This is a genomic window from Mucilaginibacter polytrichastri (assembly GCF_001911425.1).
GTDB lineage: Bacteria > Bacteroidota > Bacteroidia > Sphingobacteriales > Sphingobacteriaceae > Mucilaginibacter > Mucilaginibacter polytrichastri.
The window spans coordinates 3,931,629-3,954,456 of record NZ_MPPL01000001.1 but is presented as its reverse complement, the minus strand read 5'-3'; the positions used below and the strand labels follow the sequence as shown (position 1 = coordinate 3,954,456).

General features: G+C 42.2%; 24 protein-coding genes. 14 read left to right on the top strand and 10 right to left on the bottom strand.

The genetic code is table 11. The features are described 5' to 3' along the window. Positions 1 to 38: 38 nt before the first annotated feature. On the bottom strand, positions 39 to 242 hold the full coding sequence (locus RG47T_RS16750) for a hypothetical protein (protein ID WP_074490538.1): 204 nt from the start codon (positions 240 to 242) through the stop codon (positions 39 to 41). A gap of 146 nt (positions 243 to 388) precedes the next feature. On the opposite strand from RG47T_RS16750, the gene RG47T_RS16745 reads away from it, so the two are divergent. The 8 genes from RG47T_RS16745 (at position 389) to RG47T_RS16710 (ending at position 6,531) form a co-directional block, all read left to right on the top strand. Beyond that, positions 389 to 721: a hypothetical protein gene (locus RG47T_RS16745; RefSeq protein WP_074490537.1), complete on the top strand. Its 333-nt coding sequence runs from the start codon at positions 389 to 391 to the stop codon at positions 719 to 721. Positions 722 to 810: 89 nt separating this feature from the next. Continuing rightward, entirely contained in the window at positions 811 to 1,131 is a 321-nt protein-coding gene (locus RG47T_RS16740; RefSeq protein WP_074490536.1) for a hypothetical protein, read from the top strand. Between the two features lie 163 nt (positions 1,132 to 1,294). Then, positions 1,295 to 2,173, top strand: a complete 879-nt coding sequence (locus RG47T_RS16735) for a cell division protein FtsX (protein ID WP_074490535.1) — start codon at positions 1,295 to 1,297, stop codon at positions 2,171 to 2,173. Positions 2,174 to 2,179: 6 nt separating this feature from the next. Then, positions 2,180 to 2,449: a DUF3098 domain-containing protein gene (locus RG47T_RS16730; protein WP_074490534.1), complete on the top strand. Its 270-nt coding sequence runs from the start codon at positions 2,180 to 2,182 to the stop codon at positions 2,447 to 2,449. Positions 2,450 to 2,452: 3 nt separating this feature from the next. Continuing rightward, a complete protein-coding gene (locus tag RG47T_RS16725) occupies positions 2,453 to 3,247 on the top strand; it encodes an undecaprenyl-diphosphate phosphatase (protein ID WP_074490533.1) in 795 nt (264 codons plus the stop codon). A gap of 453 nt (positions 3,248 to 3,700) precedes the next feature. Next, positions 3,701 to 4,420, top strand: coding sequence for a tRNA pseudouridine(55) synthase TruB (truB, locus tag RG47T_RS16720; RefSeq protein WP_074490532.1), 720 nt, complete (start codon positions 3,701 to 3,703; stop codon positions 4,418 to 4,420). Positions 4,421 to 4,437: 17 nt separating this feature from the next. Beyond that, on the top strand, positions 4,438 to 5,364 hold the full coding sequence (locus tag RG47T_RS16715; protein ID WP_074490531.1) for a bifunctional riboflavin kinase/FAD synthetase: 927 nt from the start codon (positions 4,438 to 4,440) through the stop codon (positions 5,362 to 5,364). Positions 5,365 to 5,475: 111 nt separating this feature from the next. Next, a complete protein-coding gene (locus RG47T_RS16710; protein WP_074490530.1) occupies positions 5,476 to 6,531 on the top strand; it encodes a DUF2157 domain-containing protein in 1,056 nt (351 codons plus the stop codon). Here the strand turns inward: RG47T_RS16710 and RG47T_RS16705 are convergent. Next, positions 6,528 to 7,154 carry a LysE family transporter gene (locus RG47T_RS16705; RefSeq protein WP_074490529.1) on the bottom strand — a complete coding sequence of 209 codons (627 nt, stop codon included), beginning with the start codon at positions 7,152 to 7,154 and terminating at the stop codon, positions 6,528 to 6,530. The genes RG47T_RS16710 and RG47T_RS16705 overlap by 4 nt on opposite strands. Before the next feature lie 95 nt (positions 7,155 to 7,249). Between RG47T_RS16705 and RG47T_RS16700 the strand changes: the two genes are divergently transcribed. After that, positions 7,250 to 8,176 carry a cobalamin-binding protein gene (locus RG47T_RS16700; protein WP_074490528.1) on the top strand — a complete coding sequence of 309 codons (927 nt, stop codon included), beginning with the start codon at positions 7,250 to 7,252 and terminating at the stop codon, positions 8,174 to 8,176. Between the two features lie 123 nt (positions 8,177 to 8,299). On the opposite strand, the gene RG47T_RS16695 is transcribed toward RG47T_RS16700, so the two are convergent. The 3 genes from RG47T_RS16695 to RG47T_RS16685 all read right to left on the bottom strand — a co-directional run bounded on the left by RG47T_RS16695 (position 8,300) and on the right by RG47T_RS16685 (position 12,633). Then, positions 8,300 to 10,384, bottom strand: coding sequence for a TonB-dependent receptor (locus tag RG47T_RS16695; RefSeq protein WP_074490527.1), 2,085 nt, complete (start codon positions 10,382 to 10,384; stop codon positions 8,300 to 8,302). Between the two features lie 391 nt (positions 10,385 to 10,775). After that, on the bottom strand, positions 10,776 to 12,026 hold the full coding sequence (locus RG47T_RS16690; RefSeq protein WP_074490526.1) for a hypothetical protein: 1,251 nt from the start codon (positions 12,024 to 12,026) through the stop codon (positions 10,776 to 10,778). An 85-nt stretch (positions 12,027 to 12,111) separates the two neighbouring features. Beyond that, positions 12,112 to 12,633, bottom strand: coding sequence for an NADPH-dependent FMN reductase (locus RG47T_RS16685; protein WP_074490525.1), 522 nt, complete (start codon positions 12,631 to 12,633; stop codon positions 12,112 to 12,114). 156 nt (positions 12,634 to 12,789) lie between these two features. On the opposite strand from RG47T_RS16685, the gene RG47T_RS16680 reads away from it, so the two are divergent. The 5 genes from RG47T_RS16680 to lepB are packed head-to-tail and all read left to right on the top strand — an operon-like array spanning position 12,790 to position 17,090. Then, complete coding sequence (locus RG47T_RS16680) at positions 12,790 to 13,593, top strand: ParA family protein (RefSeq protein ID WP_074490524.1); 804 nt, start codon at positions 12,790 to 12,792, stop codon at positions 13,591 to 13,593. A gap of 6 nt (positions 13,594 to 13,599) precedes the next feature. Next, entirely contained in the window at positions 13,600 to 14,526 is a 927-nt protein-coding gene (locus tag RG47T_RS16675; RefSeq protein WP_074490523.1) for a ParB/RepB/Spo0J family partition protein, read from the top strand. Positions 14,527 to 14,579: 53 nt separating this feature from the next. Then, on the top strand, positions 14,580 to 15,176 hold the full coding sequence (locus RG47T_RS16670) for a DUF5683 domain-containing protein (protein ID WP_074490522.1): 597 nt from the start codon (positions 14,580 to 14,582) through the stop codon (positions 15,174 to 15,176). Positions 15,177 to 15,198: 22 nt separating this feature from the next. Next, positions 15,199 to 15,954: a 4-hydroxy-tetrahydrodipicolinate reductase gene (dapB, locus tag RG47T_RS16665; protein WP_074490521.1), complete on the top strand. Its 756-nt coding sequence runs from the start codon at positions 15,199 to 15,201 to the stop codon at positions 15,952 to 15,954. 29 nt (positions 15,955 to 15,983) lie between these two features. Further along, positions 15,984 to 17,090, top strand: a complete 1,107-nt coding sequence (gene lepB / locus RG47T_RS16660) for a signal peptidase I (RefSeq protein ID WP_074490520.1) — start codon at positions 15,984 to 15,986, stop codon at positions 17,088 to 17,090. A 134-nt stretch (positions 17,091 to 17,224) separates the two neighbouring features. On the opposite strand, the gene RG47T_RS16655 is transcribed toward lepB, so the two are convergent. The 5 genes from RG47T_RS16655 to RG47T_RS16635 all read right to left on the bottom strand — a co-directional run bounded on the left by RG47T_RS16655 (position 17,225) and on the right by RG47T_RS16635 (position 22,793). Then, the gene (locus RG47T_RS16655; protein ID WP_074490519.1) at positions 17,225 to 17,848 is read right to left on the bottom strand and encodes a class I SAM-dependent methyltransferase; all 624 of its coding nucleotides are present in this window, start codon (positions 17,846 to 17,848) and stop codon (positions 17,225 to 17,227) included. Positions 17,849 to 17,850: 2 nt separating this feature from the next. Continuing rightward, positions 17,851 to 18,738: a UbiA prenyltransferase family protein gene (locus RG47T_RS16650; protein WP_074490518.1), complete on the bottom strand. Its 888-nt coding sequence runs from the start codon at positions 18,736 to 18,738 to the stop codon at positions 17,851 to 17,853. 28 nt (positions 18,739 to 18,766) lie between these two features. Further along, entirely contained in the window at positions 18,767 to 20,050 is a 1,284-nt protein-coding gene (locus tag RG47T_RS16645) for a metallophosphoesterase (RefSeq protein ID WP_171972549.1), read from the bottom strand. An 8-nt stretch (positions 20,051 to 20,058) separates the two neighbouring features. After that, complete coding sequence (locus tag RG47T_RS16640) at positions 20,059 to 21,558, bottom strand: sigma 54-interacting transcriptional regulator (RefSeq protein WP_074490517.1); 1,500 nt, start codon at positions 21,556 to 21,558, stop codon at positions 20,059 to 20,061. 137 nt (positions 21,559 to 21,695) lie between these two features. Then, positions 21,696 to 22,793: a vWA domain-containing protein gene (locus RG47T_RS16635; protein ID WP_074490516.1), complete on the bottom strand. Its 1,098-nt coding sequence runs from the start codon at positions 22,791 to 22,793 to the stop codon at positions 21,696 to 21,698. Positions 22,794 to 22,828 lie beyond the last annotated feature (35 nt).

The window sequence follows — 22,828 nt, the reverse complement described above, 5'->3', positions numbered from 1 at the left end:
TTGTCAGTAAGATAAGCCCGACAACCGACAACAGATAATTACTTAGTTGGCGGCGTTGTAATCGGGGTTACCGGTTCTTCGTCATTGCGGCGTTGTTTATCAACGTTGCCAAAGTCGGCATTGTCTTCATGGTATTCTTTATCTTCTTTTTTTACAACGCTTTTATGTCCATTATCATCCGGCCTGTCGGTTGGCGTATCTGATGGCGATGGTTTTTGCGGGTCGTTTGCTGGCTTTGTCATGGGTAGTGTTTTGTGTAATAACCCATAAGCATGTGCATTTGTTTATATAAGCGATTGCGTGCCGAAAATATCAATTGGATAATTAACATTAAACTTACATTATCATCATATCTTATTGATAAATAGCAGTATAAAATATTTACCCCATGAAAAAAATATTGATATTACTATTATTAGTAGCCCCAATCTATTGCTTCGCCCAAACTGATTCTTTAAAGTACAAGCAGAAAGAAGAATTCTGCGATGTGCAGTTTAGATATGCATTTGGTGGCAAGTATGTCATAATGATAGATGATGGACATGGAAAATCTATTCAGCCACCAGTATTAAAAGACGCTAATGGCGATAATATGAAATTTCCAACCATGGTGAATATATTAAATTACATGGCTAAACTTGGCTGGGTACTGGTTACCTCTTATTCGGAAGTATGGCAGGGATCAAGTAGTACGCATTTGATCTATAAGCGCGAATTTTAAGTGGTAATTGCCACAAATATATTACAATAAAGATTTTTTACTTTTTGTGCCGGGGTCTGTCTTACAGCAAATCACAGTTTAATACCCCTATGAAAAAGATGTTCAACCTCTTGCTGTTAGCTTCGCCATTTTATGCCCTGGCACAAACAGATTTAACCCAAAGCCTGCAAAGAGAAAAGTTTTGTTTGGTGTATGTATACCCGGTTGGCGCAAAGTACGAAGTAGCTATAGATGATGTTGCCACCAGGCAGGGTAAAAATAAAGAGGCTATGCAATTTGATGCTGTAGATGATATTCTTAATTATATGGCCCGGCACGGTTGGGTATTGAGTACTTCGGCATCAAACATCATAAAGCGTGGCACCACTTCAAATTTTGTACTTATTTATAAGCAGCTTCTGCATAACTAGTGATGCAGAAGTTATAAAAAGGTATAGTGGGTGTAAAATTAGCACGTTAATTTTTGTTAAATCGTGTTAAAACGGTTTACTTACTTGGCTGCAAAAGCAATAAATAGGGATAAAATTTTACCTTTATACCCGGAATTGTATTTTTGCAAATCAAAGCGCATTTATGGAAGAATTTGAAGCAAGCTCGTCGGCCAAAAAAACAAAAGCCATTTACATATCAACTGTATTTGGTATTGCCATGGTATTATTAATGGTTGGCTTACTGGGTTTGATACTGGTTCATGCTAATAACCTTTCGCGCTACGTGAAAGAAAACATCGTGGTAAACGTATATGTGGACGAAACCACCCGCGAAACCGATGTACTGCAATTGCAGAAACAACTGGACAGCCACCCTTTTGTAAAGCAAACCCAATATGTAAGTAAAGAACTTGCTGCCCGCAAAATGCAGAAAGACCTGGGCGAAGATTTTATCAAGTTTCTGGGGGTTAACCCGCTGTCAGAATCTATAGACGTTTACCTGAAGGCAGAACACGCCAACAATGCAGATATCGCTGCTTTTAAAGCAGAACTGCTAAAAAATCCGCTGGTAAAGGAAGTGAATTACCAGGCGCCTCTGGTTGATAAAATGAACCAGAACCTGGCGTCTATCACCCTCATCATCCTTGTTTTTGCAGGCATATTTGTGGTAGTATCAGTGGCGCTAATAAATAATACCATTCGGTTGGCTATTTACTCGCAGCGTTTTCTGATTAAATCAATGCAACTGGTGGGCGCCACCAAATCCTTTATCCGCAAGCCATTTTTGCTTTATGGTATATGGCATGGTTTGCTGGGGGCATTAATTGCTATCATCATATTGGTAGGTACTTTATACCTGGCCATCAGGCAAATTCCAGATTTGGTTATCCTGCAAAACTATACCGAATTTGGTATTGTATTTTTAGGAGTAATTGGCTTGGGTGTTTTAATAGCCGGTTTAAGCACCTTCCTGGCAGTAAACAGATTTTTACGTTTAAAAATATACGACCTATACAGATAAGTAATTATGGCACAAAAGTATACAGGTACAGCTAGAACAGCAGGTACATCAACAACCAAAACCACGGAGAACATTCAGCCGGTACAATTTATTTTCGAAAAAAGCAATTACATTTTACTGGCCGCAAGTGCTTTGGTAGTGGCATTGGGTTTTGTACTGATGAGTGGTACTACCGATATTTACAACACCACCAAAATTGTGATTGCACCATTGGTTGTATTAGCCGGTTTTGGCTTAGGTTTTTATGCTATCCTTAAAAAGCCCTCAGTTAAATAAGGCATGAATTTAATCCACGTTATTATCCTGGCAATTATTGAAGGGTTAACAGAGTTTCTACCCGTTTCATCAACTGGCCATATGATCATTGCATCATCTGTAATGGGTATTGCATCTAATGATTTTGTTAAACTATTTACCGTGGCCATTCAGTTAGGGGCTATATTATCGGTTGTGGTTTTATACTACAAAAGGTTTTTGCGGTCGATAGATTTTTATGTAAAGCTGTTGGTGGCATTTATTCCGGCTGCAATTTTTGGTTTGCTATTCGCCAAAAAAATTGATGCTTTATTAGAAAGTGCGCTTACCGTAGGTATCACCCTGTTTGTAGGTGGTATTGTATTGCTATTTGTAGATAAATGGTTTAACAAACCTACCGTAACAGAAGAAAGCCAGATTGATAAGCCAACTGCTTTAAAAATAGGTGTATTCCAATGTTTGGCTATGATCCCGGGTGTATCCCGTTCTGCTGCCAGTATTGTGGGTGGCATGTCGCAAAAGCTAACGCGTACCGCTGCTGCCGAATTTTCTTTCTTTTTAGCCGTACCAACCATGTTTGCTGCCACCGCTAAAAAGCTTTGGGATTTCCACAAAGAAGGCCACATTTTTACCGGCGAAGAAATTAAATTACTGGCTATAGGTAACGTTATTGCGTTTATTGTAGCCTTGCTGGCTATCAAAACCTTTATTACTTTTTTAGAGAAAAGAGGGTTCAAGCTATTCGGTTTCTACCGCATTATTGTAGGTGGCTTTATTATTGCCGTTTATCTTTCGGGCCATAGCTTGCAGGTGATTTAAGCTACCAGAGCCAAGAGGCCAGAAACAAGAGACAAGACAAAAAATATTACGTAGAGGCACAAAACTTTGTGCCTCTTTTTAGTGCCTCACCCCAACCTCTCTCCATTAGGAGAAGGGCTTTAAAACTGCTTTAAGGAACCCTCAATAAACTAAAATTGTGGCATCTTAATTTTCGGGCACAACACAGGCCTCAGCACACCCTTCAATAGAAAATTGAGCAGTCACGACTTTTTCTTTGCGTTACTTTATTTTTGAGAGAAAAAGAAAGTAACATCCACCGACCATCATTACAGCAATGCCTTTCCTAATGAAAAACGGATTGTGCAGTATTATGGGTAGTGCTAGTCGGTCTGAGATGGCTTCGTACCTCAATGACGAGTGAGGGGAAGGGCAGAATTATCGTCTTATCTCTTGATTCTAATAACTACCTTTGCATTTTACAGAAAATTACGATTGGAGAATTTCAACATAACCCTCGAAGAGTTTGCCCAGGGAAAACTGCTGCTTATTAACAAACCTTACAGCTGGACAAGCTTTGATGTGGTAGGCAAGATCCGTAACTCATTTAAACCTTTGAAGTTAAAGGTTGGTCACGCGGGTACACTAGATCCGCTGGCGACCGGCTTACTTATTGTGTGCACCGGTAAAATGACCAAGCAGATAGATACCTTTCAGGCTGAGGAAAAAGAATATACAGGTACATTGGTGCTGGGCGCTACTACGCCATCATACGATATGGAGACGGAGGTTGACGGAACTTTCGACACCGCCACAATTACCGAAGAGGCCATTTACAATGCTACCAAACAGTTTACCGGCGATATACAACAATACCCACCAGCACATTCGGCCATTAAAATAGATGGAGAACGTTTGTACGAAAAAGCCCGCAGGGGCGAAGAGGTAGAACGCCGGTTGCGGTTTGTTACCATCAGTGCGTTCGAGATTACGGCTATTAACCTACCAGAGGTAGAATTTAGGGTAGTTTGCAGTAAGGGAACCTATATCCGCTCATTGGTTTATGATTTTGGCAGGGCCTTGAATAATGGTGCTTATCTGTCTAAATTGCGCCGTACCCGTAGTGGTAATTTTCGTATCGAAGATGCGTTTGAGGTAATGGAATTGGTTAATAATATCCGCAGCCTTAAAGTGCAGCCCGAAGCTGTTAAATAATATCTTTGTTGCTATCTATGAAACTATATCATCACATTGATGAATTTGAGCCGGTAAAAAATGCAGTAGTAACCATCGGTACTTTTGATGGGGTACACCTGGGGCACCGCAAAATAATTAAACGGCTTAAAGAACTGGCCGATGAGATCGGGGGAGAATCGGTTATCCTGACTTTTTTTCCGCATCCGCGCATGATCCTGCACCCGGAAGATCAGAATTTAAAACTGATTACCACCATTGCCGAAAAGGCAGCTCTAATGGAAGAGCTAGGGGTAGACCACCTTATTATTACCCCGTTTTCCCGCGATTTCTCTAATCAGACAGCCGAAGAATACATTCGCGAAGTGCTGGTGAAAAAGATAGGGACCAAAAAAATTGTGATCGGTTATGACCACCGCTTTGGTAAAGACCGCCAGGGCGGCCTGGCTGATTTGCAACGCTTGGCCCCCGATTATGATTTCGAGGTAATGGAGATTCCCGAACAGGATATTAACGATGTGGCTGTGAGCTCAACCCGCATCCGCGAAGCATTGCTGCACGATAAAATTGAGTTAGCCAACGAGTTTTTAGGCTATCCGTTTTACATTACCGGTAAAGTAATTAAAGGCGACCAATTGGGCAGGCAACTGGGCTATCCCACGGCAAACCTTTTGGTAGAAGAAAAATACAAACTGATACCCGGCGACGGTATTTTCGCTGTTAAGGTGCACATAGACGGAGTTATTTATAAAGGCATGGCCTATATTGGTCAGCGGCCCACTATTAACGGGATGACGCGCAATATCGAGGTTAACATCTTTAATTTCAACGAAGAAATTTACAACCAAACCATCCGTATGGATTTCTACTATTTTGTACGTGGCGATGTGAAATTTGATTCGCTGGACGAACTGGTGGTGCAGTTGGGTAAGGATAAAGTTAATGTGATGAAGTTATTGAGTTAATAAGTTATTAGGTTATAAAACGAAACCTTGAGCAATATGTTAATATAATATGAAGAGTGTTATATTTGATAAGCACCAATAACTCAATAACCTAATAACCGAAAACGATCCATGCCCAAACTTAACCTCGATAAACAGGAAAGTGAATTTCTGAACCGGGCTATTGAAGTTTGGGAAAAAGATAACCTGGTTGATGGCGCAACTGCCGAAAAGCTCCGCCACTCTTACGAAGTAAAAGGGTTCGACTGGATGCGGCTGGCTAAATATTCATTTTGGATAGCGCTGGTTTGCGGCGGGGCATCTTTTTGCTACCTCATTGTTAACGATGCGGTAATTAACATGCTCAAAAACCTGTATTATACCCCAGATATCGTAATTAGTATATTATCGGGCGCGGCTGCAGCTTTTCTGTTCTTTTGGGGGCACAGGCTCGAGCGATTGACTCCGGAGCGTATTTTCAGTAACGAGGCCGTAGTTTTTACCGGCATATTATTTACCGCCTGTTGTATTGCTTATCTGGGCAAAACATTCGACAATGGTTCCGGCCATTATTCTCTTTTATTCCTGGTATCTATTTTTGTATATGGCTTTTTAGGCTGGCGCATGGATTCGCGGCTCATCTGGCTTTTTTCACTTATCTCGCTGGGCAGCTGGTTTGGTACAGAAACCGGCTATCAAACCCGTTGGAGCGATTATTTTCTGGGCATGAACTATCCGCTGCGTTTTGTGGTGTTCGGGGCTTTACTGGTACTGGCATGCGGTGTTTTAAGGCGCCAAAAGTGGTTTAACCGGTTTAATGAGCTTACTTATGTGGCTGGGTTACTTTACTTATTTTTATCGCTTTGGATGCTCAGCATCTTTGGTAACTATGGCAATATAGATAGCTGGTGGCATGTAAAACAGATCAGTTTATTTTACTGGGGCATCATCTCGGCTGCTGTTGCAGCTGGTTTCTTGCTTTACGGCTTAAAAGTAAAAGATGTAATAGCCCGCGAGTTTGGCATTACTTTTTTACTGATATTTATCTACACCAAATACTTCGAGTACTTTTGGGATCATACCAATAAAACCTTGTTCTTCGCTATACTGGCTGCCTCGTTCTGGCTTATAGGCCGCAAGGCAGAGAGGATCTGGAATATAAAAAGCAAAGAGGTATCGCTCGATTAATGGTGCTTAAACACTAATAAATATACCTGTTTTATAATGTGGTATGCTGCAAAAGCAAAGAATAGCAAAGCGATACTTACATTAATAACCTTAGTACTTAAAGCAAATTTTTCCTGAATATATTTCGCGAATTTGGCATATATAAACAAGCAGAGAAATGCACCCGCTGCAGAGCCTACACTAAAAACAAAAAGCCCCAGTTTGCCATCTACAATCCACTCGTGCGTAATTACATACGTACCTGCTATTAGCCAGAAAGGGATTTGCATAGGGTTTAAAAAGCCAAGCAAAATGCCGTATTTAATACTTTCTTTATCAGAATAATTGGTTTTAGCAGGTTGGTTACGGTGTATCCAGGTTATAATACCCATTGTGCCAAACAGCACGATCATCACAAAATCAATAATCGTATCCAGGTGCATCTGCTGGTGCAGCCAGTCGGCAGCGTGCATTATAAAGTAGGTAAAGAAAAATTCGACGCATGAAAATGCCGTTATAAACTGCAATGCCTGCTTAATACCGCGGTTAATGGTAAGCTGTACCAGGGTAAGGTTAATGTTGCCAGGGGGGATGTAACCAATAAAATTTGCTATCAGCCCGATAAAGAAGGTTAAAAAAATCATTCGGTCAAAGTTATAACAGGTTTTTAAACTTTATGTAAACAATATTTTATATGAATTGATTTTGCACTTTCTTTGCAATCTTGTTTATCAATACCATGGCCGATCAAAAAATTATATCCCTGCTACCCGCCGCAACAGAAATTGTTTGCGCCCTGGGCCTGCAGCAAAACCTGGTTGGGCGCTCGCACGAGTGCGATTTCCCCGAAGGCGTAGCACAGTTACCCATCTGTTCGGATGCCAATATGGATCATAATTTAAGTAGCTTGGAGATTGATAAACGGGTGAAAGAGATTTTAAGCGATGCCTTATCTGTATATACAGTTAACCGCGAAAAGATAAAGGAGTTGCAACCCGATGTGGTTATTACCCAGGCACAGTGCGAGGTTTGTGCCGTATCGCTAACAGAAGTTGAGCAGGCTTTAGTAAATTACCTCGATAAACCCGCCCAGATCATCTCGCTCGAACCGCAAAAGCTAAATGACATCTTTGCCGATATAGAAAACGTAGCAGCGGCATTAAATGTGGCCGAAAGAGGAGCTATTTTGGTAGAGGAACTACAAGAGCGGGTTGACATTATTAAACACAAGCTAAAATTTGCCGAAAATAAACCTACCGTAGCTTGCATTGAGTGGCTGGAACCCATGATGGTATCCGGCAATTGGATCCCCGAACTGATTGATATTGCCGGAGGGACTTCTATATTGGCTGAGGCGGGCAAGCATTCGCCCTATATAGAGTGGGTTGACATTAGGTTGACCGATCCGGAGATCATCGTGCTGATGCCTTGCGGGTTTTCTATCGAGCGTACTATGAAAGAAGTAGGCATCTTGTTAGAGCAACCAGGCTTTGCCGAACTGAAAGCCGTAAAAAATAACCGCGTTTACATAGCCGACGGTAACCAATACTTTAACCGCCCCGGCCCAAGGATTGTGGATTCGATAGAGATCCTCGCCGAGATCATCAACCCGAAACAGTTTATTTTTGGGTACGAAGGTAACGGGTGGATTAAGTTTGATATGTAAACGTTAGACATAATATGAACACTCTCTGGCGCAACCGCTTGTGACATGTATAAAGTTACAAGCGGACGTATGCGCCAGAGGCTTGCGTTTCTCCTTGCAATGTACTAGTCAACGTATAACCTCTTAAAGCAGCAAATTCACTCCCCCATAATAATTCCGCAAAGGCGCGGCATTATAGTAACGATTGCCCACGGCGTTTAAATCATTACCCAAACTATATTTCTGGTTTAACAGATTATCTGCTCCTGCGTATATTTCCAGTTTCGTTTTAGCGGCTATTAGCCACGTCCATGAGGCTTTGGCTTGCATCAGGTTGTAATGGCCTGCATATACCGTGTTACCATCATTAAGTGGCAGTTGCGAAGTATAATTATGCTGAACAAATACGTTGAAACGTTGCGGAAGTAAAACTTGCAGGCTGGTTACACTTACCTGTGCCGGTACGCCGGTTAGCTTGTTGCCGCTGTAATTGGCCCCCGCTACGTGGTAATCGCTAAAAGTAAATTTGCTTAACGTAAGCGCCTCCTTTAGTTGTAAGCCCCTGATAAAGCTACCTGTATTTTGTTTAATGATCCACGCAGTACCGTTAAGTTCTAAGCCCGGTTGTTTGGTGCCTCCGGCATTAATGTAATACTCGGTTTCATCGGGGTGCAGCTGGCGTACAATGGCGTTGCGCAAGTGATAGTAAAATACAGAGGCATCCAGCGAAAAGCGATCATAACTATCGCGGATGCGGAACCCGGTTTCGTAGTTGATGCCATCCTGGGCATTCAAGGCAGTATTAATTACATTGTCAGTCGGCCTTACTTCGGCTGTGGTAGGGGTAGAATATCCGCGACTTACTGATGCCCGCCAGATAAAGTTATTGGTGATCTGGTACGATAGCGCTAACCTTGGCATCCACTCCGGCGTAAAATCGCGATTGGTAAAACCGGTTTGGTGCAACGGATAGTTATTTTTGAAACTGTATTTGTAATAATTGATACTCACGGCAGCTTCGGCATGGAGGCGTTTAAACAAATTGGCCGCATAACGTGCAAAAAAGAAATGCTGATTGGTATTGATTCGGTCGGAAGTTTGCGTAGTGTCTTTGATGCCTTTTCTGTTGCCGTAATTGTTAATGTCCGAGTTGGTTTGCTGCCATTCCAGGCCCAGGTTCAGCTTCCAATCGTAATTGGGTTTGGGGGTGCCGCTTAGTTCAAAATAACTGCGCAGGCCAAAAGTGTTCTCGTTTCGCTGTTCGTAATTAGTAATAAAGGGGTTACTAAAATCAACATGGTTGCCAAATACCGAAGTTACGTTACGCAGGTGATCGGTAATATGCGCCTCATTAACCAGCCCGCCTAGTATCATTTTGGTGCTAATGCCAATATTTTGCGTAATGGCGCTCGGCAAGGTAGCCGTAGCATACCGCGATGCTTGCGGGTTGGCATTAAATTGTGCCAGCGTTAACCCGCCCGGTGTTTGGTAGTTCAAATCGCTGTAAAAAGCAATAGCCCTTAGTGTGTTATGGGGCAAATATTTCCACTGGTCTGTAGCCTGTATGTAATGCCTTTGCATATAGCTGTGGTCGCGGTAACCGTCATAGGTTTGGTACGCCTGGCTCAAGGTAAAACGGTTGGTGGCATTGCCTTCATCAACGGCCATGTGCTCGTGAAATAAGCCGTAAGAGCCCCCATTAAGGCCAACGGCTACTTGATTACTATCGGTATAGCGGTTTATAGGGTTAATAATAACAACCCCGCCAGAGTTTGCACCAAACAAGCTGCCATCAGGCCCTTTTAAAACTTCTATACTTTTAATGCTGTTAAAATCGAGTGCATTTAGGTAAGTATTTCCACCTGCATCTGTCAATGGGATCTCGTCAAAATAAACCTTTACATCCCGCACGCCAAATGGCGACCGCAACAAACTGCCGCGGATAGATAACCGGTAACTCCCCGGCGTACGTTCTTCCATCCGCACCCCTGGTATGGTGTTCATGGTGCTTACCAGCGAATTGTCGGCCTGTAATTTTAATTGGGCCGGAGTAATCACCGCCACCGAAGCTGGTATACTCAACACAGCCTGTTGTGATAAATAGCCACGTACAACAACGGGTTGCAGGATATGTATACTATCGGGTTTGGGGGCTGGCTTTTTATTTTGGGCGCTAAGGCTTAGTGCACAAATATTTAATAGGGATAGGGCGAAGTAAAGTTTGTTCATGCGTGGTATGAGCAAAAATAGCCCTTTTTTAATAGTATCGGGATATTTTGGGAGGCAACAATTGTTTTACAGTGAGCGGGGCTGTACCGTCACACTGTCCCGACTATCGTTGCGACGCACTCACTTTCCAAATTTTATTATCCGGATCGTCAGCAATCAATAACTGCCATCTTTTATTACCGCTATACTTGCTTGGGTCGGGTTTCTATGCAAGCAGGCAGTAAGCAGACTTATTGTAATAAATTAGTTTAATGATCGTAACGTATCTTAAATGGTTAAAATTTACTTTGATTAAAATAAATTAACCCGATTGTTTTTTTATTCTGAAAATGCCTGAAATAACAAAGTTTCTGAGTTGATGCAGAAACTTTGTTATTGGAATTACATAATATTAATTTTTACCGAAATAATAATTTACCCCAATAAATATTGAGTTAAGGTCTATTTTGCCATTTCTAGCCCTGGTTAAAGTAGTTGGTAACTGGTAGCTTCCCGAAATATCAAATCGCTTATTTATTTTTGCGCCAGCCTTAAGCGCAACTGTTGCTGCAACGGTATTAAACACTAGCAGTGGATCTATTGGTGTAATTGTACCCCCATTTATCTGGTTATAATGTGCATCTTTTTCGCTTAAAAATGCTATCTGTACGCCCGGACTTAAGTATAGCTTAAAGTTTTCGGTGTTATAAGCATTGTAAACAAATTGAGGTATTATGCTAACACCAATTAATGAAAACGAATAATCGAGCGGATAGTATGGTGAGGTAGCATTCGGGAATGCTTCTTTAAACTTATCTTGGGTTATTGCCGCCTCTACCCTAAAAAAGAATCTGCTTGTGGCCGGGTTAGCAATAATATCAATACCGGCGGTAATCATCGGCATTACGGAGGTGTTATTTAGTTTGCTGCTTGCCTGTACAGAGCTTAACTGAAAAGTCGCTAAGCTGGCACCAGTCCCGGCAAAAAACAATACTCTTGTTTTGTCTTCATACTTGAGTTTATACTCTGCCGGTGAAATATTATTAATGGCAGAAGCCGCTTTTAAAATATCTTCTTTTTTGTACTCAGCATGCTCGATGCTTGTTGCAGCTACTTCGTTATCGTTTTTAAATTCGGCAGCTAAGTCAAAAAGTTGTTTAACATATGTATTGTCATTAAATGTCTTAAAATCGCGTTTGTATATTTTGTAAATTAGTTCATAAGGCGGTTTCTCAGATGCGGTTTCTTTAACAAAAAAGCGGGTTTTTAAATGGTCGGTAAAAGAATAAAGCACTATGTTTTTTCCTTTTTGCAAGATTTTTAGAAATACAGTATCAGTCCTGAAACTCGTATCTCTAAACGTTTCGAGGTGCTGGATGTCTGTAATATCAGTGCTGATATTGATCTGGTATTTTTGATAAGCATCAAGCTGGCTTATCTCAACATAACTGGTGTTGATAGCTGTAAATCGTTGCGCATTTGCAGTGGAATTGGCTTTGAACCTGAATAATTTAGGGCTGCCTTCCCAATCCTGGTAATCAATTAACCCACGCAGCGTGTCGCCTTTGGCGGTAACAATGTAGCCTGGTTTGTAATTGCTTTGAGCGTTAGATAATAGGGGCAGGGCAATAAATAGAATTGCTAAATGATATAAATATTTCATGATAAGTTTAAGTGCAGCCGAAGATAACAATTGGATATAATGTATTCCAATAATTATTTAATGCACTTAAATTTTACCACTACGCTTAAAATGCTACAAACTTATCTATCTGCTCGTTAGTAAATTTCAAAGTATCTTCCATGTGCAGGTTGCCATCGGCGTTAATTTCCTGGCGTATGGCAGGGATATGGATGCGGAGCGGGTAAACGTGCAGGTGCATATAGTTACATACCCCCACAAAATGATCTACCCCGCGTATGTTGCCATACTTGCCCGACGAGATGCCTACTAATGCCGCTTTTTTCTCATAAAAGCTATTCGGAAAATCGCATGCATCCATAAAAACTTTAAGCACACCCGGGAAACTGCCGTTATACTCGGGGATGATAAATAAAAATTTATCGGTTTGATCGATGAGCTGTTGTATGGGTTCAAATTGCGTGCTGCGCTTACCATACAGGTCGCTCACAATAATATTATCGGGCAGGTCCATCAATGATAAAATGCCGGCATCAATGCCCTTTTCAGCCAGTAAACGCTTATAATAGTTAGCCAGTTTAAGTGTTGAACTGCCGGGCCTGTTGGTTGCTGCAACAATAGTTATCATTTGTGGATTGTTTGTAAGTTAAGAGAACGGGATTGCCTGCCTAATTGTTTAAATTTGTATCTTTAACCCCGGTTAAAACAGTGCGAAATTATAAAATATTTGATTTTATCTGTTGATAACCCGGATGGTTTTAATTATAAACTTTGAGTATTGATAATGAGTAAGATTATTGCGTTAGCCAATCAAAAAGGTGGGGTAGGTAAAACCACTTCATCTATCAATCTGGCAGCAAGTTTGGCTGTGCTGGAATATAAAACATTATTGGTTGATGCAGACCCGCAGGCCAACTCAACATCAGGCATAGGTTTTGACCCCCGTACTATTAAAAATAGTATCTACGAGTGCATTATCAATGATATTGATCCGCACGAGGCGATACAAAAAACAGATACTCCTAACCTTGATCTGCTGCCTGCCCATATTGACCTGGTAGGTGCCGAGATAGAGATGATTAACCTGGATGGCCGCGAGTACAAAATGAAAGAAGTACTGGCCAAGCTAAATGATGAGTACGACTTTATCATTATTGATTGTTCACCTTCTCTGGGTTTAATTACTATTAATGCGCTAACAGCCGCCAATTCGGTAATTATACCGGTGCAATGCGAGTACTTTGCATTAGAGGGTTTGGGTAAATTGTTAAACACCATTAAAATTGTACAAAACCGCTTAAACACCAAGCTGGATATCGAAGGTATATTGCTAACCATGTACGATGTGCGTTTGCGCCTATCTAACCAGGTGGTTGAAGAAGTGCGTACGCACTTTGAGAACCTGGTATTTGATACCATTATACAGCGTAATACCCGTTTAAGCGAGGCCCCGAGTTTTGGTGTATCTGTAATTATGCACGATGCCACCTGTAAGGGTGCTATTAACTATTTAAACCTGGCGCGCGAGATCATTAAAAAAAATGGTATTGTTAAAAAGACAGGCACGGTAACATCAGAAACTGTATAATAAAAAATGAGCGCAGATAAAAAAAGAGCATTAGGAAGAGGATTAAGCGCCCTGCTGGATGATACAACTGATACCGCCCAGACCATTAACAGGCATCAGCCGCAGCAGCACAATGTGGTTTCTGACAGCGACCTGGCCGGTGCCGGTTCTGTAAACGAGATCAATATCAACGAGATTGAGGTAAACCCGTTTCAGCCCCGTACAGATTTTGAGGCCGAAGCATTGCAGGAGCTATCAGATTCGATAAAATTACAGGGATTAATACAGCCTATTACTGTACGCCGCGTTAGCGCGCACCATTATCAACTGATATCGGGCGAGCGCCGTTTACGTGCCTCTAAACTGGCAGGTTTAAAACATATCCCAGCCTATGTACGGTCGGCCAATGACCAGCAAATGCTGGAAATGGCTTTGATAGAAAATATACAACGCGAAAACCTGAATGCCATTGAGGTGGCGTTAAGTTTTCAGCGGATGCTGGATGAGTGTAATTTAAAGCAGGAGGAGCTGGGCGAGCGTGTAAGCAAAAACCGATCGACTGTAACCAATTACCTGCGCTTGTTAAGATTACCGCCTGCTATACAGGCTGCCATCCGCGACGGGCAGGTAACCATGGGCCATGCCAAAGCACTCATTACAATAAATGACCCTACAAGGCAGTTATATATCAACCAGCAAATTATTGAGCAGGGTTTGTCTGTACGTAAGGTAGAGGAGTTGGTGCGTGCCATGCAAAAAGCACCCGAGAAAAAGGAGAGCAAAGCTGCAACGGCCGGACTATCATTTCAGATGAAAAAAATACAGGACGATTTGGCCTCGAAATTTAGCACGCGCGTACAGCTTAAAGTTGACCCGAAAGGTAAAGGTGCCATTGAGATCCCCTTTCTATCGGCCGACGACCTGCATCGTATACTCGAAATGCTGGATTGGTAAATATGCGTATTTGTTTCATCCTTTTCGCTTTAGTGGCTCTTAGCTTTAACGCAATGGCGCAAAAGCCAGATTTTGGCACCACAAGAAACTCGAAAGATAGCCTTAACCGGTCTAAAGATTCTGTTTCTTCAAAACCATTTGTGCCTAATGCATTTAATGCCAAGGTTTATCATCCAGATAGCTTGCATAGCCCGCATAAGGCATTTATAAGGTCGGCCATTTTGCCGGGATGGGGGCAGGTTTATAACCGTAAATACTGGAAGTTACCGATCATATATGGAGGCTTTACTCTATTGGGTATAGCCATTGTTTGGAACCATCAGCAATATAATATTTTTATAAAAGAAGCTAAAATACGAAGGGATGGTGGCGTCAGTACCGGGCCATATAAAAATTCTACAGCCAGTTACCAAGACTTTTTTGATGCAGCAGCAGCAGATCAGCGAAATCTTCAGCTAAGTATTTTAGGTGTTGTTGGCGTTTGGGGCATTAATTGTATCGATGCCTATATCGATGCCAAGTTTATTCATTCTTACTCGGTAGATAATAACCTTACCATTAAGGTTGCGCCCACCATGTTAAACCAACCGGTTTATGCTATAAATAATAATGGATATATTCCGGGCATAAAACTTACTTTAGGCTTTTAAAAGCATTTCAATAATAAACACAATGAAAATTGCATTATCAGGTTATGGGAAAATGGGTAAAATTATCGAAAAGATAGCCCTTGACCGTAAACATGAAGTGGTATTAACCATAGATCACAATAACCTGCACGATTTTACTGCCGAAAACCTGCAAAATGTAGCGGCTGATGTGGTGATAGAATTTAGCAACCCGCATGCTGTTTTAGATAATATACAGGTTTGTTTTGAGGCTGGCGTGCCGGTAATAGTGGGGACAACAGGCTGGTACGACCACCTGGCCGAGTTGAAAGAAATATGCGAAGAAACTGATAACACGATGCTTTACGCATCAAATTTCAGCGTAGGTGTTAATATATTTTTCCACGTAAACAAAGTACTGGCCAGGCTGATGAATAATTATCCGTACTACGAAGTACAGGTAGAAGAGATTCACCATACCCAAAAGCTGGATGCTCCGAGCGGTACCGCTATTACCATTGCCGAAGGTATTATTAACAGCCTTGACGGTAAAAGCGAGTGGAAAAATGTACTGACCGATGGCCACGATGTAGCAGGAGAAGTGGTAAAGAATAACCAGTTACTTATCGAATCTTTACGGGTAGAGAACGTACCGGGCACCCATACTGTAATGTACGATTCTGAAGTAGATAGTATCGAAATTAAACACACCGCACACAATCGCAATGGCTTTGCTTTGGGCGCCGTATTGGCAGCCGAATGGGTGCAAGACAAAAAGGGTTTTTATTCGGCACAAGATATGTTCCGTTTTGATTTATAAATAATTAACTTGTTGGCCAATATTTAAACATGAACTGGAAATTCTGGAATAAGAAAGATAAAGCAGCAGCAAAGAAAAAGAGCGCAGCCCGCGAATGGACCGACGCTATTATTTTCGCTGTAATTGCTGCTACATTAATTCGTACGCTTTTTATCGAAGCCTACACTATACCTACACCATCAATGGAAAGCTCGCTTTTAGTGGGCGACTTTTTGTTTGTAAGTAAGGTTAACTACGGCGCCCGTACGCCGATGACGCCAATTGCGTTTCCTTTTGCACACCATACCATGCCTATTATTGGTACTAAAGCATATTGGGATGGTATTAAATTACCTTACTATCGCTTGCCTGGTTTAAGCGAGGTTAAAAAAGGCGACGTGGTTGTATTTAACTACCCGATGGAGGCCGATTCGCCTTATAATCGCCCGGTTGATAAACGCGAAAACTATATTAAACGCTGCCAGGGTACCCCGGGTGATACCCTGAGCCTGGTTGATGCCCAGGTGTATGTAAACGGCAAAGCCGAAATTACACCAGTACACGGCGAAACCTCATACATGGTGCAAACTGATGGCATGGAGCTTAACCCGCAAATTATTGAAGACCTGCACTTGTCGGATATTCAGCAGATGACCAATACCGATTATATGATGAATATGACGGCACAGTCGGCTGCTACGTTACGCACGTATTCAAACATTAAAGCGGTTAAAGCTAATAACTCTTTACGTGGTGTTTATGATCCGGAGGTTTACCCGCACAACCCCCACTTTAAATGGAGCGTAGATAACTTTGGGCCGATCATCATCCCTAAAAGAGGCTGGACAATAACTTTGGATAGCCTTACATTGCCTATTTATAAACGTGCTATCACAGTTTATGAAGGTAATACCTTAGTAGTAAACGGTAACGACATAACCATTAACGGACAAAAAACTAACAAGTATACCTTCAAAATGAACTATTACTGGATGATGGGTGATAACCGCCATAATTCGCTCGACTCGCGTTTCTGGGGTTTTGTGCCAGAAGATCACATCGTTGGTAAAGCCCTGTTTGTTTGGATGAGCTGGGATGATAATGCCTCATTTGCCCACAAAATTCGTTGGAGCAGATTGTTTAGAGGGATTCATTAAGAGAATCAAGATACCAGGGTCAAGACATTAAAAAAGTTTGTCATTGCGAGGTACGAAGCAATCGCGTCGCCAATACATATCCGATCTGTATAGCTACGAGATTGCCACGCTATCGCTCGCAATGACAAAAAACATTATAAGGTTTTCTGCCAAACTTGCGAAGTAATAAAGCTACCGTAGAAAGTCTGCTGACTTAGTATACGGTAGCTTTTTTGTTTAAATAGCATGAGGATCTCAGGCATTGAAGTAGTTTCTACAGCGCCAAATACTTTAAAGAATGTATACATGGTTTGCAGTAATACTTTATGCCACCATTTGCCTGCCACCTGGAAATCGGTATTTAGCCACAACCCTCCCGGCTTTAATTGCTGATGGATGTGGGCATGTATGCGTTCTAAATTTTCCTGATTAAAGTTATCGAACAAAAAAGGAGTAATCACCACATCAACAGGCTGGGCTAATTTTACTTCTTCTATAGGTTTATTAATAAAAGTGACCTGGTTATTGCCATAGTCTCTTTTGCGGGATAAGGCCGTCATTTGGGTCGAGATCTCTACATAGATGATCTGTAGGCCATCGGCATATAGTTTAGCAATCTCTTCCAATATCCAGCCAGTGCCACCACCCACAATAAGTATGGTTGATGTTGTGGGTATACGTTTTAACAAAGCAATCTGCGCGTTTACAATGCTTTTGCCGAAAACCAATCTCGAAACCGGGTCGTAAAACCACGCTGTATGATCGTAGTTGGAGGCCATGGTTAAAGGTATTGAGATAGGTAACCGAATGCAGCTAATACTAAATATTGCAAAATCAGCACGCCATCCATGTAAAAGAAATAATAATACTCATTCTTTTCCCACTTGGATTTAAAAATAAGCCATCCTGTTAAAACTACGGTAATCGTTAAGGCCCAGAAATCGGTATTGAAGCCATTGTTTCTAAACACAAAAAGCAAAGCAACGTAGCCCGCCAGTAATACCTGGCAAAACAGGTAAGCATTTTTTTCGCCCCAGGCTACCGGGATGGTTTTAAGGTTGGTGATCTTATCCTGAAACAGGTCGCGTATATCAAATGGTATGGTTAACGCGCCGATGAATAAAAAGCGCTTGGCAATAAGGATGGTGGTGTCGCGCATAGAGATGCTGGTCATGTGCAGGTCTAGCGCCTCCAATACCGGTAGCAATACGCAGCTTAGTGTCCATACCAGGGTAATTAAGAAAGGCTTTAAGCCTGGTATATGCCGCAGGCCGTACTTTCTGTCACCAACGGTAAATAATGGCAAGCCATAGCCTACAGAGAGGATAGCCATAAAGATGAGCAGGATCTTTGATTCGAACGAAACGAAGAAGAACAACGGAATAAGCATTAGCACAGAAATGATGGTAAAACTTACCATTAACCTGTAATGCCCAAAAAACCAGCGGACACGTAAATAAGGTGATTTTTGAGGATGTGCTGGTTTAGATATAAGAATGCTGAAATTATAAAGCCCCAGCGTAGATGCAAAGAGTAGTACCAGCACCGGGTAAACCGGCTTAGCGCCAATTAAATGGAAGGTAACTAAAGCCTGCGCTACCGCACAAAGCGACATGAAAATATTGCTGAATAACAGGCAATCAAAGGCAGACTTTAAAAGTTTCTTCATTTAATGAAGTAATAGTTTTGCCCGCCTTTTACGCTGTAATTGGTTGCGGTGCGGCTTTTAATGTAAATATCGTAATCTCCGGCAATATTCCAACGCGGCCAGGATATCCTAAGAAACCATAACCAACATTTACATATAATTGTTGTGCGCCTTCGTGATATAAACCAGCCCATTCTTTGTAAACATATTCAATCGGGCTCCATTGAAACTCTTTGGTACGTACGCCAAACTGCATTCCATGCGTATGGCCCGAGAACATCACATCTATTTGCTTGTAATGCGGTACTACCTGCGCCTGCCAATGTGAGGGATCGTGCGAGAGCAGTAACTTTACTGGTAAGTCATCTGTGTTTTTTGTGGCCAGATCCATGCGGCCATATTTAGGGAAACGGCTCAGCAGGCCCCAGTTTTCTACACCTAGGATGCCTATTTCTTCACCATCAACTTTCAGGCGGCGGTTCTCGTTCATTAACAAGTCCCAGCCCATGCGCTTGTGAGTATCTTTTAAATCTTGCAGGTTTTTTTGTTTGGCGGCTTCATCAGGCCACCAGGCATAGTCGCCATAATCATGGTTACCCAGTGATGAATACACGCCTAGTGGGGCTTTTACTTTAGAGAAAATGTCCTGGTAGTCCCTCATCTCGGTGGTGAGGTCATTAACCAGATCACCGGTAAAAAAAATAAAGTCGGCTTTTTCTTTCATCAATATCTCAACACCGCCTAGCACCGCTTTTTTATTATAAAAGCTGCCCGAGTGAATATCTGAAATTTGCCCTAAGCGAATACCGTCAAACTTTTTAGGCAGGTTGGGTAAGTATAAAGTTTGCCGCCTTACCTGGTAATCATACACACCTGTAGCAATGCCATAACCTAAGCCGGCCAATGGTAATGCCGAAGCTAATAAGCCCGCTTTGACCAAAAATTCCGAACGGGGGATGGCATCTGTGTTAGTGGGTGTAGTGGGAGGATCCGTTTTTTCTAAAACGTCCGCCTCTTTATTGTTGCGGGTTAGGCGGATAACAAACCGCCGGATCTCGTCCAAAAACAAAAACGGAAGCAGACAAATACGGCCGACTAATAGCAGAAAGAACACCATGAGTATAGCAGCCCTAATGCCTACGCCTATTTTAAAAAATACGCTTAAAAACAAGCCGGCTATCAGCAATAGCGCAAATGCCCAGTAAGCCCTGGCAAACCATTTATTATGTAAAAAGCGCCATGTTAAAGCGCTTTTTAAACTTTTTATAATATACATATCGGCCAGTAGCAGGCCGATGGCAATTAAAATAACAATACTAGTTTGCCCCGTCATTTTTAATATTAGTAACGATCGTCTTCCAGATCTTCGTCGTCGGCCTGCAAATTAAACAAGCTGTCGAACATATCTGCAAAGGTAAAACCTTTGTCGAGGAATCCTTTATTGAGTTGCGAAAACTCTGCCAGGCCATGCAGTACAAACTCCATCAGCAACAACTGCTGGTTCTCTGCCAAACTCGGGTGAAACTGTTTTACAATCTCCTTTAAGCCGGTTACCGAATTTAAGGCCTTTTTGTAGGCGGGTAAGGATAGGTCATCGATCAGATCTAACGTATTGCCATCGCTAAACCAGTTTACAACTTCGGTGTAAGGATTGCCTTTTTTAGATTTTTTAGCTTTCTCCGGGTCAGGGAAAAATTGTAGCATCAAAGTTTTAATAGCCTTGCCTACTAATATATTAGCCACTTTGGCCGGGCCTTCCAGCTCGCCTTCGTAAACCAGCTCTATTTTACCGGTAATAGCCGGGATAACACCCAGAAAATCTGAGATGCGCACAAAAGTATTTTTCTCGCCGTTGATCAGCATGCGACGTTCTGCGTTACTGATTAGATTTTCATAAGCTGAGATAGTTAAACGTGCCGACACGCCCGATTTTTTGTCGATGTATTCAGAGTCGCGGGCCTCGAAAGCAATCTGTTCAACCAGATCTTTAACCAAGCCGTCAGATTCTACGGTGGCAATCTGCTCTGGGGTGAGGTTGGCTTCCTGCTGGGTAATGCGGCGGGAAATATCTAAAGAGCGTGGGTAGTGGGTGAGGATCTGGCTTTCTATCCTGTCTTTCAACGGTGTAACGATAGAACCACGGTTGGTATAATCTTCCGGATTGGCTGTAAATACAAACTGGATATCCAACGGTAAACGCAGTTTAAAACCACGAATCTGGATGTCTTTCTCTTGCAGGATGTTGAATAAAGATACCTGGATACGAGCCTGCAGATCGGGCAATTCGTTAATCACAAAAATACCACGGTGTGCGCGAGGGATCAAGCCGAAGTGGATTACGCGTTCATCAGCATAGGTTAATTTCAGGGTAGCTGCCTTAATCGGGTCAACATCGCCAATTAAATCGGCAACGGTAACATCGGGGGTAGCTAGTTTCTCGGTATAACGATCACTGCGGTGTACCCAGGCGATAGGGGTTTCATCGCCTTTAGTAGCTATCTCATTACGGCCAAACCAAGAGATAGGTGCCAGGGGATCGTCATACAGTTCAGATCCTTCTATAAAGGGCACATACTCATCCAGCAGGTTTACCAGCAGGCGTGCAATACGGGTTTTAGCTTGGCCGCGTAAGCCTAACAGCAAGGTATTGTGTCTTGATAAAATGGCAGTCTGCAGATCTGGTATAACGGTATCCTCATAACCGATAATACCTTCAAATCCCGCATCTTTATTCTGAAGTTGGGTAATCAGGTTCTGCCTTAATTCTTCTTTAACCGACCGGCTTTTGTAGCTGGTTTTTTTTAACTGACCGAGGGTCTTTATATTTAATAGTTCGCTCATTCTGTTTTAAGTCGGAAAGTCCGCAAGACCGGAAGTCCGTTTTTTAAAGTTTTACAATCACCCGCATACGGGTTTAATTTATTTTTTAAGCTGTTTCGTCTTCCGGACTTTCCGACTTTTCGGACTTCCGGACACACTCAACGTACAGTTTTTCTCCGGTTACGGATATAATCTTCAAAAATGTATTCGCCGAGTCCGTTTAGCGAGCTGTAAAATGCTTTACCGCCGTTGGTTTCTGTAAATTTACGTACAAACTGTTGCAGGTAAGGGTCTTTGGCAATCATAAACGTGGTAATCGGTATTTTTAACCGTTTACATTGTGCTGCCATATTCAGGGTTTTGTTAACTACCTTCCTGTCCAGCCCTATACTGTTTTTATAATACTTGGTGCCTTCCTTTAAGCAGGTTGGTTTACCATCTGTAATCATAAAAATTTGTTTATTACTGGTTTTGCGCCTGCGCAATAAATCTGTAGCCAGTTCTAAACCTGCATAGGTATTGGTATGGTAGGGGCCAACCTGTAAATAGGGAAGGTCCTTTAGTGTTATCGGCCAGGCATCATTACCAAACACCACAATATCCAGGGTATCCTTGGGATATTTAGTGCGGATGAGTTCGGCCAGTGCCATCGCTACTTTTTTGGCAGGGGTAATTCTGTCTTCACCATAAAGGATCATCGAGTGCGAAATGTCGATCATCAGCACGGTAGAGGTGAGGGTTTTATAGTCCATTTCCTCTACTTCCAGATCGCGCTCGGTCATTATAAAATCGCCGATGCCATGGTTTACCTGAGCGTTGTGGATAGATTGTGTAATATCAATCTGATCCAGGCTGTCTCCAAACTCAAATTCGCGGCGTTCGGCATTTTTTTCATCACCCTGACCCGATTGCGGCGAACGGTGATTGCCCTTGCCTGATTTTTTCAGCTTGCCGAAAATATCTTCCAGGGCCGATTGCCTAATGCTTTGTTCTGTTTTGGCGGTGATGTTAAATTCACCTTTTTCGTTGTCTTCGGTGAGGAAGCCTTTTTGCTTCAGCTCATCGAGGAAATCGCCCATACCATACTCATCATTGGTGATGTTGTATTGCTTATCCAGCTCGTTAAGCCATTGCAGGGCTTCGCCAGCATCACCAGACGTATAGTTCAGTAATTCCAGGAATAATTTTAGTAACTCGTCAAATCCGCCTTTGGGGATCTCACTGGGTATATATTTGGAGAATCCAAATCCTCGCATGTTTTTGCCTTTCTTCTAAAGTAAATTAACGGATA